The sequence below is a fragment of the Rothia mucilaginosa ATCC 25296 genome, assembly GCF_000175615.1.
Classification (GTDB): domain Bacteria; phylum Actinomycetota; class Actinomycetes; order Actinomycetales; family Micrococcaceae; genus Rothia; species Rothia mucilaginosa.
Map to the genome: position 1 here is coordinate 110,854 of NZ_ACVO01000025.1, position 15,093 is coordinate 125,946.

The 15,093-nt window shown below is 60.3% G+C and carries 12 protein-coding genes, 1 tRNA gene and 1 other RNA gene; 3 read left to right on the plus strand and 11 right to left on the minus strand.

Translation table 11 applies throughout. From position 1 onward, the window contains the following. Window positions 1–61 precede the first annotated feature (61 nt). The 9 genes from purL to ROTMU0001_RS08685 all read right to left on the minus strand — a co-directional run bounded on the left by purL (window position 62) and on the right by ROTMU0001_RS08685 (window position 11,754). Window positions 62–2,380 (minus strand): phosphoribosylformylglycinamidine synthase subunit PurL, encoded by a 2,319-nt coding sequence (gene purL / locus ROTMU0001_RS08645; protein WP_005509253.1) that lies wholly within the window; start codon window positions 2,378–2,380, stop codon window positions 62–64. Window positions 2,381–2,405: 25 nt separating this feature from the next. After that, window positions 2,406–3,218, minus strand: a complete 813-nt coding sequence (gene purQ, locus ROTMU0001_RS08650; protein WP_005507195.1) for a phosphoribosylformylglycinamidine synthase subunit PurQ — start codon at window positions 3,216–3,218, stop codon at window positions 2,406–2,408. A 5-nt stretch (window positions 3,219–3,223) separates the two neighbouring features. Next, window positions 3,224–3,475 carry a phosphoribosylformylglycinamidine synthase subunit PurS gene (gene purS / locus ROTMU0001_RS08655; RefSeq protein WP_005507194.1) on the minus strand — a complete coding sequence of 84 codons (252 nt, stop codon included), beginning with the start codon at window positions 3,473–3,475 and terminating at the stop codon, window positions 3,224–3,226. A gap of 239 nt (window positions 3,476–3,714) precedes the next feature. After that, entirely contained in the window at window positions 3,715–4,668 is a 954-nt protein-coding gene (locus ROTMU0001_RS08660) for a hypothetical protein (protein ID WP_005509254.1), read from the minus strand. Window positions 4,669–4,720: 52 nt separating this feature from the next. Next, complete coding sequence (locus ROTMU0001_RS08665) at window positions 4,721–5,365, minus strand: PIN domain-containing protein (protein WP_005509255.1); 645 nt, start codon at window positions 5,363–5,365, stop codon at window positions 4,721–4,723. Then, window positions 5,359–5,829: an excisionase family DNA-binding protein gene (locus ROTMU0001_RS08670; RefSeq protein ID WP_005509256.1), complete on the minus strand. Its 471-nt coding sequence runs from the start codon at window positions 5,827–5,829 to the stop codon at window positions 5,359–5,361. The genes ROTMU0001_RS08665 and ROTMU0001_RS08670 overlap by 7 nt, the downstream gene beginning before the upstream one ends. 233 nt (window positions 5,830–6,062) lie before the next feature. Further along, on the minus strand, window positions 6,063–7,358 hold the full coding sequence (locus ROTMU0001_RS08675) for an aspartate kinase (RefSeq protein ID WP_005509257.1): 1,296 nt from the start codon (window positions 7,356–7,358) through the stop codon (window positions 6,063–6,065). A 201-nt stretch (window positions 7,359–7,559) separates the two neighbouring features. After that, window positions 7,560–8,702: a recombination mediator RecR gene (gene recR, locus ROTMU0001_RS09255; RefSeq protein ID WP_005509259.1), complete on the minus strand. Its 1,143-nt coding sequence runs from the start codon at window positions 8,700–8,702 to the stop codon at window positions 7,560–7,562. Window positions 8,703–8,880: 178 nt separating this feature from the next. Next, window positions 8,881–11,754, minus strand: a complete 2,874-nt coding sequence (locus ROTMU0001_RS08685) for a DNA polymerase III subunit gamma and tau (protein WP_005509260.1) — start codon at window positions 11,752–11,754, stop codon at window positions 8,881–8,883. Window positions 11,755–11,945: 191 nt separating this feature from the next. On the opposite strand from ROTMU0001_RS08685, the gene ffs reads away from it, so the two are divergent. The 3 genes from ffs (at window position 11,946) to ROTMU0001_RS08695 (ending at window position 12,971) form a co-directional block, all read left to right on the plus strand. Then, an RNA gene (gene ffs / locus ROTMU0001_RS08985) (signal recognition particle sRNA small type) lies at window positions 11,946–12,042 on the plus strand. A 396-nt stretch (window positions 12,043–12,438) separates the two neighbouring features. Continuing rightward, a tRNA-Ser gene (locus ROTMU0001_RS08690) sits at window positions 12,439–12,527 on the plus strand. A 120-nt stretch (window positions 12,528–12,647) separates the two neighbouring features. Beyond that, window positions 12,648–12,971 carry a type II toxin-antitoxin system VapB family antitoxin gene (locus ROTMU0001_RS08695; protein WP_005509261.1) on the plus strand — a complete coding sequence of 108 codons (324 nt, stop codon included), beginning with the start codon at window positions 12,648–12,650 and terminating at the stop codon, window positions 12,969–12,971. A gap of 125 nt (window positions 12,972–13,096) precedes the next feature. Here the strand turns inward: ROTMU0001_RS08695 and ROTMU0001_RS08700 are convergent, their stop codons facing one another. Continuing rightward, the gene (locus tag ROTMU0001_RS08700; RefSeq protein WP_005509262.1) at window positions 13,097–13,792 is read right to left on the minus strand and encodes a TetR/AcrR family transcriptional regulator; all 696 of its coding nucleotides are present in this window, start codon (window positions 13,790–13,792) and stop codon (window positions 13,097–13,099) included. A 109-nt stretch (window positions 13,793–13,901) separates the two neighbouring features. Further along, window positions 13,902–14,954: an alpha/beta hydrolase family protein gene (locus tag ROTMU0001_RS08705; RefSeq protein WP_005509263.1), complete on the minus strand. Its 1,053-nt coding sequence runs from the start codon at window positions 14,952–14,954 to the stop codon at window positions 13,902–13,904. Between the last annotated feature and the right edge of the window lie 139 nt (window positions 14,955–15,093).

Genomic DNA, 15,093 nt, shown 5'->3' on the forward strand with positions numbered 1-15,093 from the left:
AGGGGCGGATGCTTTCACAAGCATCCGCCCCTTTCGGCGTTAGTCTCAAACTAGTCGAAGACTAGCCCTTCGCAACCTCACCGAAGTAAGAAGCGAGAGTACCCTCGTGAGCTGCACGCAACTCATCCAGGTCAATGGAAACCTCATCCTGGAAGTCCAGAGCGTTCGACGCAGCATCCACCACACCAATACGTGCGAAGGGGAACTGGCGAGCGGTGCACATATCCTTGAAGCGCACCTCCTCAGAACGCGGAACCGATACCACAACGCGGCCCAGGGACTCCGCGAACAGCAGAGTGAACAGGTCCACGCCGTCACGCTCAGCAACCTCACCCAGACCAATGCGGGCACCGGTGTTGAAACGCAGGCAAGCCTCCGACAGAGCCGCAGCCAGACCACCAGCAGACACGTCGTGCGCGGCATCAATCATGCCGTCACGAGACATGTTCACCAGCATGTCACCCAGCTGACGCTCCAGAGCCAGATCAACCTTCGGCGGCTGACCGCCCAGGTGACCCTTGAAACGAGCCCACTCGGAGCCGTCCAACTCATCGCGAGTGGTACCCAGCAGGTAGATAGCCTGACCGTCATGCTCAGGAGCCCAACCCGAAGGGGTGCGGCGGGTGACGTCATCCATCACGCCCATCATCGCCACCACGGGGGTCGGGTTAATAGCCTTACCACCGGTCTGGTTGTACAGGGACACGTTACCGCCGGTCACCGGAACACCCAGCTCCATGCAACCATCAGCCAGGCCGCGAACAGCCTCAGCGAACTGCCACATGACGTCCGGATCCTCGGGAGAACCGAAGTTCAGGCAGTCAGACACAGCCACGGGGCGTGCACCAACGGTCGCAACGTTACGGTACGCCTCAGCCAAGGACGCGCGAGCACCCTCGTACGGATCCAGGTAGGTGAAACGCGGGGAGGCGTCGGTCGCCAGAGCAACACCGAGGTTGGTGTTCTCGTCCACGCGCACCACGCCGCCGTCGTCCGGCATGGACAGGGCGGTGTTGCCCTGAACGTAGCGGTCGTACTGGTTAGTGATCCAGGACTTGGAGCACATGTTCGGGGATGCCATGAACGCCTTGATTGCCTCGCCCAGCTCCTTACCGCGCGGGCGGGAATCGTCGGCAGCCGAACCGGTGAAGTGGTTAGCCTGGACGTCATCCTGCCACTCGGGGCGTGCGTAAGGACGCTCGTAGGTCGGGCCGTCGTGCGCAACGGTGCGAGGGTCAACATCCACGATGACCTCGCCGTCCCACTCGATGACCAGGCGGCCAGAGTTGGTGACCTCACCGAGGAAGGAGTACTCCACGCCCCACTTGTTCATGATCGCTTCGAAGCGCTCCACGTTCTCGGGGGAGACAACAGCCATCATGCGTTCCTGAGACTCAGACATCAGAATCTCGCCCGGGGTCAGGGTGGGGTCACGCAGCAGAACCTTGGTCAGGTCGACGTGCATGCCGCCCTCACCGTTAGAAGCCAGCTCGCTGGTTGCGCAGGAAATACCCGCAGCACCCAGGTCCTGAATGCCCTCAACCACGGAGCCCTTGAACAGCTCCAGGCAGCACTCAATCAGAACCTTCTCAGCGAAGGGGTCGCCCACCTGAACGGCAGGACGCTTCGAGGGCTTGGTGTCATCGAAAGACTCGGACGCCAGCACCGACGCACCGCCGATACCGTCGCCACCGGTGCGTGCACCGAACAGAACAACCTTGTTGCCCACGCCCGATGCGTTCGCCAGGCGGATGTCCTCGTGGCGCATAATGCCCACAGCCAGTGCGTTGACCAGCGGGTTTGCCTGGTAGCAGGAATCGAACTCAACCTCGCCGCCGATGTTCGGCAGGCCCAGGGAGTTACCGTAACCACCAATACCGGCAACCACGCCGCCAATAACGCGGGCGGTGTCCGGGTGATCAATCGCGCCGAAACGCAGCGGATCCATCACAGCAATCGGGCGTGCACCCATGGAAATAATGTCACGCACAATACCGCCCACACCGGTCGCAGCACCCTGGTAGGGCTCCACGTACGAGGGGTGGTTGTGGGACTCAATCTTGAAGGTAACAGCCCAGCCGTCACCAATATCGGTCACACCGGCGTTCTCACCGATACCGACCATCAGGTCCTTCTTCATCTCATCGGTGACCTTCGCACCGAACTGCTTCAGATGAACCTTAGAAGACTTGTAGGAGCAGTGCTCGGACCACATGACCGAGTACATTGCCAGCTCAGCCGCGGTAGGACGGCGACCAAGAATCTCCTTAATGTCCTCGAACTCGTTCTCCTTCAGACCCAGTTCAGCCCAGGGGAGTTCGGTGTCCGGGGTTGCCGCCGCGTGCTCGACGGTGTCGAGGTTAAACTGCTTTTCGCTCATAACTTCTTAGAATCCTTGTCGTGCGTTAGCGGGCGTTAATCAGGTTGGCAAGAACGGAGGTGAACACGCCGAGACCATCGGCGCCACCGCGCAGAGAAACCTCACCAAAACCGGAAGAGGAAGGACCGAAGCCGGGCTCCACAGCGTGCTCCGGGTGCGGCATCAGACCGACCACGTTACCGCGCTCATTGCTGATACCAGCAATGTCATTACGGGAACCGTTCGGGTTGAAACCAACGTAGCGGAACACCACGCGACCCTCAGCCTCCAGCGCCTCCAGAGTCTTCGGGTCAGCAACGTACTGACCGTCCTGGTTCTTCAGAGGGACAACAATCTCCTGGCCTGCAGCGTAATCGCTCGTCCAGGAGGTGGAGTTATTCTCAATGCGCAGAACCTGGTCACGGCAAATGAACTTGCGGTGATCGTTCTTAATCATCGAACCGGGCAGCAGGTGAGACTCAGTCAGAATCTGGAAACCATTGCAAATACCCAGAACAGGCAGGGGAGCGGAACCGGAGGTACCAGCAGCGTTAGCGGCATCAATCACCGAACGCATCACGGGAGCCTTCGCAGCAATAGCGCCAGCACGCAGGTAGTCACCGTAGGAGAAACCGCCAGGAATAATGACGGCATCAACGTTCTTCAAATCAGCGTCGTCGTGCCACAGCTCAACGACGGTACCGCCAGCCAGACGGACAGCACGCGCAGCGTCACGGTCATCCAGGGTGCCGGGGAAAGTCACCACGCCAACGCGTGCGTCAGCGAAAGCGGGGTTCGGGGAGTAGCTAGAGAAGTCGCCAACCAGGGGGACTTCAGTGGGTGCGAGGGACTCTGCCATAGGTATTAGTCCTCCAGAACCGAAACGTTCACAACGTCTTCGATGACGGGGTTCGAGAGCAACTCTTCAGCAGCCTTGCGGGCAGCCGCGAGGTGCTCCTCGGTTGCCTCACCCTCGACGGTCAGCTCGAAGCGCTTACCCTGGCGAACATCAACGAAGGAATCAACGCCGATACGGGGCAGCTCGTGAGAAATAGCCTTACCCTGCGGGTCAAGAATTTCGGGCTTGAGCATAACATCAACAACAATACGGGCCATGTGTGGGCACTCCTTGGGTGCGTGGGTTCTGTATGAGCCGTATCTCATTCTACCCCAGTACAGCGGAAAGTGAGATGACGAGACCACCAATTACCAAATAGAGAGCCCCAAGTCACCCTTTTCTCGCGCACTGGGCACCAAACCCACAGGCCACAGCGCCAAAAACGCAACCAGCCCGCGCCACCAACCAGCTACTCACCGCCCAGCCTACTCACTACTCAGCCTACTCACTACTCAGCCTACTCACTGCTCAGTGGCGGCAGGTAGCGCTCGCACACCTGCAGCAGGCGCTCACGCAGCTCAATCGAACGCTCCGACAGCTCACGCTGAATCCGCACGTACTCGGCCTTACCCTCGGTCGTCTCCACCGGAATCGGCTCGTATCCCCAGCTGCGAATATCGTAGGGGGCGGCGCGCATATCCAGTTCGCGCGCATCCCACGCCAGGTCGAAACAATCCATGACCAGGGCCGAATCAACCAGCGGCAGCAGCTTATACGCCCACTTGTACACGTCCATATTCGCGTGCAGGCAGGCGGGCTGCTCCAGAAAACGCTGGGATTCGCGGGTCGGCTGCAGCTCGTTCATCGGTGCCGCCTGCGGCATGAAGAAACGGAACGCATCAAAATGCGAGCAGCGGATGCGGTGCTCCTCCACCACACGGTCCGTACCCTCCGCACCCAGGCGCAGTTCCAGGTAGTCGTGGCGGATATTGTTCTCCACCGACTTGTACGCCATCGCCCACTCGTGCATGCCGAAGCAACCGAACTGCCCCTTCTTCGCGGCGGTGTTGCGCAGGATTTCGTGGGTGAAGGCGAGGGCGGTAGCACGGCGCTCCACAAAACCGGTGACGTCCACCGTGACGGCGGAGGCGGCATCCGCCTGGGCGCGCGCCACCTCGGGGGTGCAGCCAGCGTCAAGGAGCTCCTGCTCGGTTGCAGACCGGTAGAAACGCCAGGAGGCGCGCTCGGGCGCATCCAGCAGAATGATGCCGGCGCCGGGGTGCCAGCGCTTGAACTGGCCGGGTTTGAGCGTGTAGTAGGTGAAGAGGAAGTCTTCCACGGGGTGCACTTCGTGGCGGGCGCGACGCTGCGCAAACGGGTCGGCGTAGCGGCCGGCACGCGCCTCATGCGCCGCCTCTACGGCACGCCATTGACGGGCATCCATCACCTGGGAAAAAACAACACTACTCATGCTTCTAGCCTAAACGATGCCGCGACAAGGTAGGGGACGTAGCAATGTCTATCTATTTATTAGAAGACCGGGCTTTAAACTCACGTTCAAAATCGACAAACTGTGGGCTATTAATCACCACTGTCCGAAGATATCGGGCAAATTGACCCGCCCCTGCTCGTTCAAGTGCGCGAGGAATATCAATCTCCGTGAACCCCTTAGAGCGAGCGTAGGATTCCTGGAAAAGATAGACCTCCGCAAATAAGGAGGGATGAGCGTATTCGGTGAGCTGCATCAGAAAATCATCCGCGCTGAGCGTCTCATAATTTTGAATATTCTGAGCTTCTTCCGTGGAAGCATAATCGAGCAGTTTGCGGTCATCAGTGACTAATGCGTGCATGGCGCCATGTTGGGCAGCGGCATGTACGTGAAGATCATCCGTATCGGGGAAGGAAACAGGAGCTTCGACAGGAAACCCGGAGATGCACGAGATGCAGGACCTGATGATTTGTTGCTTCCAGTTTTCAAGGACAACATCGCTTATCGATGGATTGGCTCGACGAACATGGTAGCCGAACTCATCCATAATTCCACTGGAGACGTGAGGCGTAAAGAACTCGTATTCACTCTTCACCGCCAACAATAAAATCCAATCCCGAAGAGTTTTGGACATCAGAATATTTGTATCCAGCAGAACAGAATATTTGGAGGCTACCATGCGGGCCCTCCGAGGGCATCAACAAGACCGCGTTCATCCTCGAGTTCCCAGAGCTCTTTGAGAGCTTGCTCCTTCTGAGCAACGGTCTTCTTGAGAAGTCCCTTACGGAAAGCATCAGCATCCTCGGTGCGGATACGGAAGTGGCTACCCACCTTATGCGCCGGGAGGTCACCAGAGCGAATAGCCTTCATGAGTGTCGGGCGTGAAATACCGATACGCTGCGCCGCAACGGTCGTCGTCAAATCTTGGGGGACAGGCTGAACATCAATACTCTGCCCGTTAGCCAAGGCATGCAGGACGTGCTGAATGACCTGGTTGAGGGCATCGCCAAGCTGCTGGCTTTCTCGACCCGAAACGGTCAGCTCAATGGTGGTTTCTTCAGAATTCTTGAGAATCTCCCGCGCCTCTGCGCGAGCCTGACTGAGGGTATCTTCCTCCAGGGGGTTGGTTAGGGTGGTGGTCATTATCTTCTCCTTGGTGCTGTTGCCGGCAGAGTCAACGTCCGAAGATGCCACGTCGGTGGGGTGCATATCATTCGGTTGGAGGCTCATTGTGGTTGATACAACCCTACCCCTATCTGAAATAACTGTAAAGCGTTTCAGTTATTTCACCTATACACAGACAAAAGGGAGGGGCGGCGCCGGATCAAACCAGCACCGCCCCTCCCGAAGCGTACAGCTCACAAACGAGCTAAACCCTAGCGGCCAGTACCACCGTAAACAGTAGCCTCGCCCTCAGCGTCCAGACCGAACGCAGTGTGCACCGCGCGAACAGCCTCATCCAGCTTGCTCAGCTCAGTAATCACCGAAATACGGATCTCAGAAGTCGAAATCATGTCAATGTTCACGCCAGCGTTAGACAGCGCCTCAAAGAAAGTGAACGAAACACCCGTGTTAGTCTTCATGCCCGCGCCAACCAGCGACAGCTTACCAACCGACTCGTTGTAAATAACCTCCTGGAAACCCAACTCAGCCTGCGCAGCCTTCAGCGCCTTCAGCGCAGCATCGCCCTGAGCCTGATCCAGAGTGAAGGAAATATCGGTCACGCCGGGGCGGTCGGTGGGAACGTTCTGAACGATCATGTCCAGGTTCACCTTCGCCTCGTTAATCAGGCCGAACACCTTAGCGGCCGAACCGGGAACGTCCGGAACGCCAACAACGGTAATCTTTGCGCGGGTGCGATCGTGCGCGACACCGGAAATCAGGGGCTGCTCCAAGGGAATCTCCTTCAGATGAATGGGGGTCAGTTCCGCGGACTCCTCCGGAACCACGATAGTGCCTTCAAGGTCCGAGAACGAAGAACGCACGTGAAGCTTCAAGTTAAAACGACGAGCATACTCGACGCTACGCAGGTGCAGAATCTTTGCACCGTTCGCCGCCATCTCCAGCATTTCCTCGCTGGTGATGGTATCCAGCTTGTGCGCGGTCGGCACGATGCGCGGGTCGGCGGTGAACACGCCGTCCACGTCCGAGTAAATCTCGCACACATCGGCGTTCAGCGCGGCGGCCAGCGCAACGGCGGTCGTATCGGAACCGCCGCGGCCCAGGGTCGTAATGTCGCCACTTTGACGGTTCATGCCCTGGAAACCGGCCACAATCGCGATATTTCCGGCCTCGACGGACTCACGGATGCGATCGGGGCGAACCTCCACGAGGCGCGCCGAACCGTGCACGCCGTCGGTAATCATGCCAGCCTGCGAACCGGTGAAGGACTGCGCCTTAGCGCCCAGGTCGTTAATGGCCATCGACAGGACGGCGGTCGAAATGCGTTCACCGGCGGTCAGCAGCATGTCCAGCTCACGCGAGGGAACGACATTGCTGGTGACCTCTGCGGCAAGGTCGAGCAACTCATCGGTGGTGTCGCCCATAGCGGACACCACGACGACCACATCGTTACCTGCCTTCTGAGTGTCCACGACGCGGCGGGCTACGCGCTTGACGCCCTCCGCATCAGCTACGGAGGAACCGCCGAACTTTTGGACGATCAGGCTCATAGAATTCTCCAGGTCAGTTACTTGTGTGCCACCGGCAGACGCCGGCTCCTCATTTATAGTAGACGGCGTTCAGTGCAAGTGGCGAACTGTGCACCCGTATGTATTGCCCCGTGAAATATTACGTAGTGTTACACGGTGGCGATGCAGGGTATGGAGGCGAAGGCGCGGAGGCGGGCACAGCAAGCCTGAGAGGGCTAGTTTTTAGGTCCACGGGTTCACGTACGTGACGCCCGGCAGTGGCGGAACATCCGGCTTCGGGGTGCGCAACGGGGCGTTCTGAATCGAGCGAATCTTCTCCTCATAGTCCGGGGTGCGGAACACTTCCGGTGCATCTTCCGCCTGCTCGGCTACGGGTGCCTCAGTGGGTTCGGAGGCGGCGCTCGCAGGAGCCTCCTCGGCGGAATCTTCGCCCAGGTCAGGGGCGGATTCTGCTTCTGTGGCTTCAGTCGTAGAGCCCGCACCAGAACCAGCGGGGGAGTCCTCATCGCCTGATTTCTCAGCCTCCTGCAGAACCCGCTCGATCAGCTGCTCATCCACCGTGCCCTGCACACCCTCAGCGGCGGGCACCGCCGGGGCGGAAACGGCAGAATCCTCAGAATCCAGGTCATCAAACATGCTCGAATTCCAGCGGCGACGACTCTGCTTCGCCTCCTGAGCCTGAACCTGAGCCGCCTGCTCACGCTCCTGCTCCTCCTCACGGTTCACGCGCTCAAAATCCTCGGCGGCAGTATGCGCCGCCGCGGTGCCCTCGCTAATGACGCGGCGGCCCTCCAACGCGCGGCCCAGGGTAATCTCGTCCGCGTACTCTAGATCGCCACCGACCGGAAGACCCGAGGCCAGACGCGACAGACGCACACCCAGCGGCACGAGCATGCGCGAGAGGTAGGTTGCGGTCGCCTCGCCCTCAAGGTTCGGGTCCATCGCCAGAATAATCTCCTGGATACGTTCATCCGCCAGGCGGGACACCAACTCACGAATACGTAGCTGCTCCGGGCCCACACCGGCCAGCGGGTTAATGGCGCCGCCGAGTACGTGGTAGCGGCCGGTAAAGGAACGGGTGCGTTCAATCGCCACCACGTCCTTCGACTCCTCGACCACGCACAGCACGGACGGGTCGCGGCGCTCATCACGGCAGATCGTGCACAGCTTCGTCTCGGAGACGTTACCGCACTCCTCGCAGAAGCTGACGCTGGTCTTCACCGTGGAAATGGCGTTGGCTAGGCGCGCCATATCGGCAGCATCCGCATTCAGAATGTGAAAAGCGATGCGCTGAGCCGACTTGGGGCCCACACCCGGCAGGCGGCCGAGCTCGTCAATGAGGTTTTGAACTGCTCCCTCGTACATGGCTTCTCCTTCAGATGAGGTGTGTTGTGCTGGTGCGTTGGTGCGCTGTTCTTGGGCGACGTTATGAGTATGCACCCAACCCCTGACAGTTTAGGGGCGTTTCGCGTAGCGAGTATGCGGCTGGAATGAGTGCGCCCGCCATCGGTGCGATGGCGGGCGCGGCACCTACAACCCTGGATTAGGGCTGGTGCAGGGGGCGTTCGTCGATGACGGTGCCACCAATAATTTTTTCGATAGCGCGCAGACCGATGAAGGTGCTGTTTTCGACCTTCTCGTCATCCTCAGAGACGTAGTCCTCATCGGACGCGGCGCGTGCCGGGTGAGCCGGTGCCGCCGGTGCGCTAGGAATCGGCGCGCTAGGAATCGGTGTGGCAGGTGCGTTAGAAGTCTGCGCTGCGGGCTTCTCATCACTTGCCGGAGCAGTATCAGCCGCAGCCGCCTGCGGTGCCTCTGCCAACGGACCAGCCGGGGCGAGGGGACCAGCAGGCGCAATCGGAGCGGCGAGCGGACCAGCAGGCTCAACCGGAGTAGCAAGTGGGCCTGCCGGTGCTACAGGCTGAGCAGGCATTGCGGGCGCAACAGGCATTGCGGGCGCGGTGGGTGCCTCAACCGGTTCAGCGTAGGCAGGCTCATCCTCAAAAGGGGGCTCCTCCTCATACGGAGGTTCCTCTGCGTGAGGAGGCTCCTGCGAGAACGGGGGCTCCTGCGCATACTGGGGGTCCTGTGCTTGCTGGGATTCAGTAGCGCTCTCCTGCTGCGGAACTCCGCTACCGGATGCGGCAAAGGAATCACGCTCACCAAAACCGCCCGCCGGAGCAACCGGAACCTGCTGACCTGCCGGAACCTGCGGAGCAACCGGGGGTTCAGGCGCAAGCGGACCAGCCGGTGCCTGTGGCGCAGCCGGTACAGCCGGGGCAGCCTGCTGAGGTGCCTCCTCGGGGGCGCTCTGTGGAATCGGGGCAACCTCCCACGCGCCCAGGGGCGCATCCACGCTCGTGGACTCGGGGGTGTTTGCACCGGTCAGCGGCTGACCGTGGCGACGCCACGCATCCTCACCGCCGCGCGGACCATCAGCCAGAGGCGCCGGCTGAGCGGGCTGCTGAGGCACCTGCGGGGCAACAGCCGCCGGAACTGCAGGCTGAGCTGCGGGAGCACTGGGCGCTGCAGGCTGAGCTGCAGGTTTGACCTGTTCGCCGGGCTTCGCCACCTGAGCGTGAATGGTCACCTGACGGCGCAGGAACTCGCTCACGCGGGCGGTCAGCTCGGGCACAAAGCCCTTGACCGCGCGCAAAGTCGCAATGTCGCCGCTCACGTACAGGGTTGCGCCGTCCATGCGGGCGGGGCGAACCTTCATCAGCTGCTCCGCTGCACCGGGAACGCTCATTCGGTTAAGAATGGCGCGCCAATTACCCTGAACCGCCGCCAGAGGATCGTTCGGGTCAAGCTTCAGAGGCGCGGAGGGGGTGCCCGTCGCAGCGGCATCAGCTACAGCAGAAGCCGGGGCATTCGGCGCCTCCGGAGCAAGAGGTACCGCCGGGGTATTACCCGCTAGGGGAGCACCAGCCGCAGGTGCAGGTGCCTGAGTTGCAGGGGCCTGCGCAGTCGGTGCCAGATGTGCAGCACTAAGGGGCGCACCCGCCAGCGGGGGAGCACCCGCGCTGGCATGCTGAGAACTGCCCTGCTGAGGGGCTGCCTGCTGCGCGGGCTTAGCTGCCTCCTGAACCGGGGCGCTAGGAGTCTGTGTATTAGGCGCCTGGGTCTTAGGTGCCTGGGTCTTAGGCATCAGACCAGCCGCCGCCATACCCGCCGCACGAGCAGCAGACATGCCACCCTGCGCCGGAACCGAACCAGCAGGAGCCGAACCAGCAGCACTAGAAGCCACGCGACGCTCCAAAACCTGCAGGCGAGAAGCCAACGCCGCAACCTCAGCGCCACCGGCAGAACCCTCCACCGCAGGCAGAAGCAGACGAGCACACAGCAACTCCAGCTGAAGCTGCGGATTCGCCGTACCCGTCATACCATTCAGAGTCTCATTCGCCGTACCCGCAGCAACCGTCAGCTCACGCTCACCCAAAGCCTGAGCCTGCTGAGCCAAACGCTCCAACTGATCCTGCGGAACACCCTGCAAAATCTGGCTGGCAGCCTGCGGAACAGCCTTCACCACAATCAAATCACGCAGACGCTCCAGCAGATCCTCCACAAAACGGCGAGGATCCTGACCGGTCGCCACCACACGAGACACCGCACCAAAGAGAGTCGGCGCATCCTTCGCACCCAACGCCTCAATGACCTCATCCAGAAGCTGCGCGTGGGTATAACCCAGCAGCGCCACCGCACGGTCATACTCAATACCGTTCTGCGACGACGCACCAGCCATCAGCTGATCAAGAATCGACAGCGAATCACGCACCGAACCGCCGCCAGCACGAATCACCAGCTGCAGCACGCCAGGCTCAACGGCCACCTGCTCCTGATCGCACAGACCCTGCAGGAACGGCAGAAGAACCTCCGGCGGAACCAAACGGAACGGGTAATGGTGAGTACGCGAACGAATCGTACCCAGCACCTTATTCGGCTCAGTTGTCGCGAAGATAAACTTCACGTGCTCCGGCGGTTCCTCCACAATCTTCAGCAGCGCATTGAAACCCTCACGGGTCACCATATGCGCCTCATCAATAATGAAGATCTTGTAACGGTCACGCACCGGCGCTAAAGTCGCGCGTTCACGCAGGTCACGGGCATGATCCACGCCGCCGTGGCTCGCCGCATCCATCTCAATCACGTCAAGAGAACCGCCACCATCGCGCGAGAGCTCACGGCACGAATCGCACACACCACACGGAGTAGGAGTCGGACCCTGCGCACAGTTCAGGCAACGCGCCAAAATACGCGCCGACGTGGTCTTACCGCAACCACGCGGACCCGAAAACAGGTACGCGTGATTCACACGATTCTTCTCAAGAGCGACCATAAGAGGTTCGGTCACGTGCTCCTGCCCAATAACCTCAGCAAAGGTCTCGGGGCGATAACGACGATAAAGGGCAGTGCTCACAGCAACCTCTTCAACTCGGGGTGCGGATAGGACAATCCCTACCATTTTAGACGCTCCACTCTCGGCGCGAGTGGTCAACAGTCACCGGCGAACACGCACACGTCACGGATTCTCATCGGGCAGTCCGTACGCCCACAGAAATACTGTGCACGCACGGAATTCCCAAGCGCCCAAAAATCCGGTACACTGGTTCTTGCCTCTTACGTGGCGTTATCTTGGAAAACTCCCCCAGGACCGGAAGGTAGCAAGGGTATTCGAGCTATGACGGGTGCGTAGGAGGTTTTTCTATGCCCGAAAACAAGCCTTTCTCCTGAGAACGCGCACCCGTCATGTCCGTCTCACTGCCGTTCGACGGCTTCAACCCAGGATTCCGCCTCGTTAGGGCTCGGCGGCTTCGACGCAGGATTTATTACCTCGCGCGCTCGGAATCCTGCGCCTCAGTTCGCTCGCTCGGAATCCTGAGTTTCAGCGGTTGCGTAGGAGGTCTTTTTTACCCAAAAACGGGTACCTGGGTAGCTCGCACCCGTCATATGCACTACGTGCCCGCTCCGCCTCGTCCAAAAGCGAGGACACAAGCAACCACAAATGTGCTTTCTGTTACTTTTACTGCTCAGGGCTTGCGCGCCCGGCAAAAGCGTAGTAAAGTTTTATTCGTTGCCTGCGCAATGCGTAGAAAACATAGCTGGAGGATTCGCCTAGCGGCCTATGGCGCACGCCTGGAACGCGTGTTGGGTTAACAGCCCTCGGGGGTTCAAATCCCCCATCCTCCGCCACCGATCCCCGGTCTTAAATTCTAAGACCGGGGATTTTTTATACCCCTTGGTACTATTTCTTCAGAACCCCCACGGGTCCACGCGCCGCCGAGGCGCCCCACACCTGCAGAAAGCACCACCATGATCTTCAAAAAAGTAGGCGACAGCCGCCCCTACCCCCAACACGGCATGACCCACGCCGACTGGGGAGGAATCCCGCCGCAGCAGGTACGTCTCGACACCCTCATCACCACCCAAAAAACCCTCAACCTCGAGACCCTGCTCGCCGAAGACTCCACCTTCTACGGTGACCTCTTCCCGCACGTGGTCAAATGGGGCGGCGAACTCTACCTCGAAGACGGCGTGCACCGCGCGCTACGTAACGCCCTGCACCGCCGCGCCGTCATGTACGCGCGTGTACTGGACCTGGACTCCATCTCACCGGCGCTACTGCCCGGCGTGTAAAAACCCACCCGAATACAGAAAAAGCCGCGGACCGATGCAAAGAAGCATCAGGTCCGCGGCATTTTTGTGACGTATAACTGAGCTACGTTCCGCGGTTCAGGTTCCACGGTTCAGAGGTGCCACGCTTAGGATGCGACCTTCAGGCCCGCCTCCTGCACCGGAGACTGCTCCGGCAGGGACTCCTCGGAGTCCAGACGAACAGGGTTACCTTCGGCATCGAAACGCGCGCCCAGGCCCATCTGAATAAAACGGATAGTATTCAGAATCTGGCGTTCGCGAGTCTCCTCATCCGGTGCATCCTCGGCGCGACCGGCGCTTGAGGAGAGGGAACCGTGCACAAGCATCGCCAGTTCGCGAATGTCGTTCTTCGGAATGTAGTTCTCGGCAATGGCGGCAGAAAGAATATGTGCGAGCACCATCTGTAGCTCGTGAACGTGCTTGCCGAGCTTCGCGTAGGACTCGGGGGAGAGCATGGAGCGCATCGCAGGGCCCGGAGGCAGGTGGCGGCGCGCCAGGTCGTTGATCTGCAAGCGAATGTAGACCGCGAGCTGGTCGATCGGGTTTTCGATGCCCTCCAGGCCGACGCGCAGCTCGTTGAGGAAGCGTTCGGTCTCGTCCAGGGCATAGGCGACCAACAGTTCGCCCATGTCGGCGAAGTAGTTGTAGACCGCGGTGCGGCCGATACCGGCGTTCTTGGCGACGTCGGTCATGGTCAGGCCGGAGAGGCCGCGGTTGTAGAGGATCTCGCCGAAGGAGTTGAGGATGGCGCGCTTGGTGTTTTCGCGCTGGGCGGCGTTGGTTGCTGCAGAAATACGAGGCATAGTGACACTCTACCCTAATACGTCATCAAATGACGAATTTATTGAATGTGTCACCAAGAAATTTGCCCAATCCATGCGAATTTTCACAAATATGACAGAACGACCGGCACTACAAGAAGCCCAAACGCGTAGCAGCCGCCAAATCAGCACCCACCAACGACGCAATCGGATACCCCGTATGGCCACGCCCCGGAGTCACCTGCAACAAAGTCCGCGCCCCCAAACCCTCGTAGAACGCACTACCCTCCTGCACCGCAATCCGCGCCGACCAACTCCCCTCAGAACTCGTCGCCATACGCCGACGAGCCGACGGCGAACGACCATCCAGCACACCCACATGCCAGCTCATCAACAGATGCTCATGCGAGGAAGGATTCAGCGCAGCCTGTTCACGCACCCGCACGGGCACGCCGTCAGCGCCGCCGCCACCGATAAAGGTGGCGCCACCTCCACGAATCCACTCAATATCGTGTGACAGCAGCTCGTAGCTGAGGAACTCGGCGCCACCCGAATAGCCCGCAAGCCAGATACGGCTCGTATCCACCCCGTACGCCAGGGCAATCTCCTCAATGAGGGCGCGAACCATCCTGCCGTTCGAGCGGGCCCGAACCCACCAGTTATAGGTCAGCGGAGGCGCATAAGAATCACCATCGGCCAGGCGCGGCTCCCGCAAACTACCCGGCGACAGCACCGGCACCGACAGCATGTTGAACTCAGCCGCCACCTGCGCCAACTCGGCACGCAACGGGGAGTCGCGGCGCAACAGGCGGCTACCCACACGGGAGAGGTGGTCGCCATCAAAATAGAACAGCACACCGGGCGCAGACTCAGAATCGGTCAGAAGATACAGGTTATCGACCCGATAGTAGATATTGCGCCCGCGATGCGTAAACGATCGGTAACCGAGCAGCTCAGACGAAGCCAGAAGCACTGGCTCTAGCAGGGAAGCTCCGGTGCGCACAGCCTGCGCCGCATAGGTGAACAGCGGATGCAGACGCGGAATATGCGCGCTCAGCCGCCGCTGGTTACGGTGCCGCCGCCTCCGCACCTGCTGTGAAGAACCCCGTACCGACCGCCGAAGCGAGGCGCGTAGCGCACGCCCCGCCCCCAGCAGGGATACCACCTGCTCAGTGCGGTGAATTCCGTGGCCCAGATTCTTCATACATTTATTGTAAATGTGCGGTCAGGAAGGCTGGCGGGGTGGTCATGAGCGTCCACACTCTTGAACGAAGCCCGTAAACCTGCCGCCGCCACGGCATATAGGTACTATTAGATAGGCTCGGGTGGCAGACGAGCCGGTG

Excerpts from the sequence above, each read along its gene's own strand:
- recR (WP_005509259.1), bottom strand. The coding sequence starts at position 8,702 with ATGTACGAGGGAGCAGTTCAAAACCTCATTGACGAGCTCGGCCGCCTG.
- purQ (WP_005507195.1), bottom strand. The coding sequence starts at position 3,218 with ATGGCAGAGTCCCTCGCACCCACTGAAGTCCCCCTGGTTGGCGACTTC.
- ROTMU0001_RS08670 (WP_005509256.1), bottom strand. The coding sequence starts at position 5,829 with ATGACCACCACCCTAACCAACCCCCTGGAGGAAGATACCCTCAGTCAG.
- ROTMU0001_RS08700 (WP_005509262.1), bottom strand. The coding sequence starts at position 13,792 with ATGCCTCGTATTTCTGCAGCAACCAACGCCGCCCAGCGCGAAAACACC.
- purS (WP_005507194.1), bottom strand. The coding sequence starts at position 3,475 with ATGGCCCGTATTGTTGTTGATGTTATGCTCAAGCCCGAAATTCTTGAC.
- ROTMU0001_RS08665 (WP_005509255.1), bottom strand. The coding sequence starts at position 5,365 with ATGGTAGCCTCCAAATATTCTGTTCTGCTGGATACAAATATTCTGATG.
- ROTMU0001_RS08660 (WP_005509254.1), bottom strand. The coding sequence starts at position 4,668 with ATGAGTAGTGTTGTTTTTTCCCAGGTGATGGATGCCCGTCAATGGCGT.
- ROTMU0001_RS08695 (WP_005509261.1), top strand. The coding sequence starts at position 12,648 with ATGATCTTCAAAAAAGTAGGCGACAGCCGCCCCTACCCCCAACACGGC.
- ROTMU0001_RS08705 (WP_005509263.1), bottom strand. The coding sequence starts at position 14,954 with ATGAAGAATCTGGGCCACGGAATTCACCGCACTGAGCAGGTGGTATCC.
- purL (WP_005509253.1), bottom strand. The coding sequence starts at position 2,380 with ATGAGCGAAAAGCAGTTTAACCTCGACACCGTCGAGCACGCGGCGGCA.
- ROTMU0001_RS08675 (WP_005509257.1), bottom strand. The coding sequence starts at position 7,358 with ATGAGCCTGATCGTCCAAAAGTTCGGCGGTTCCTCCGTAGCTGATGCG.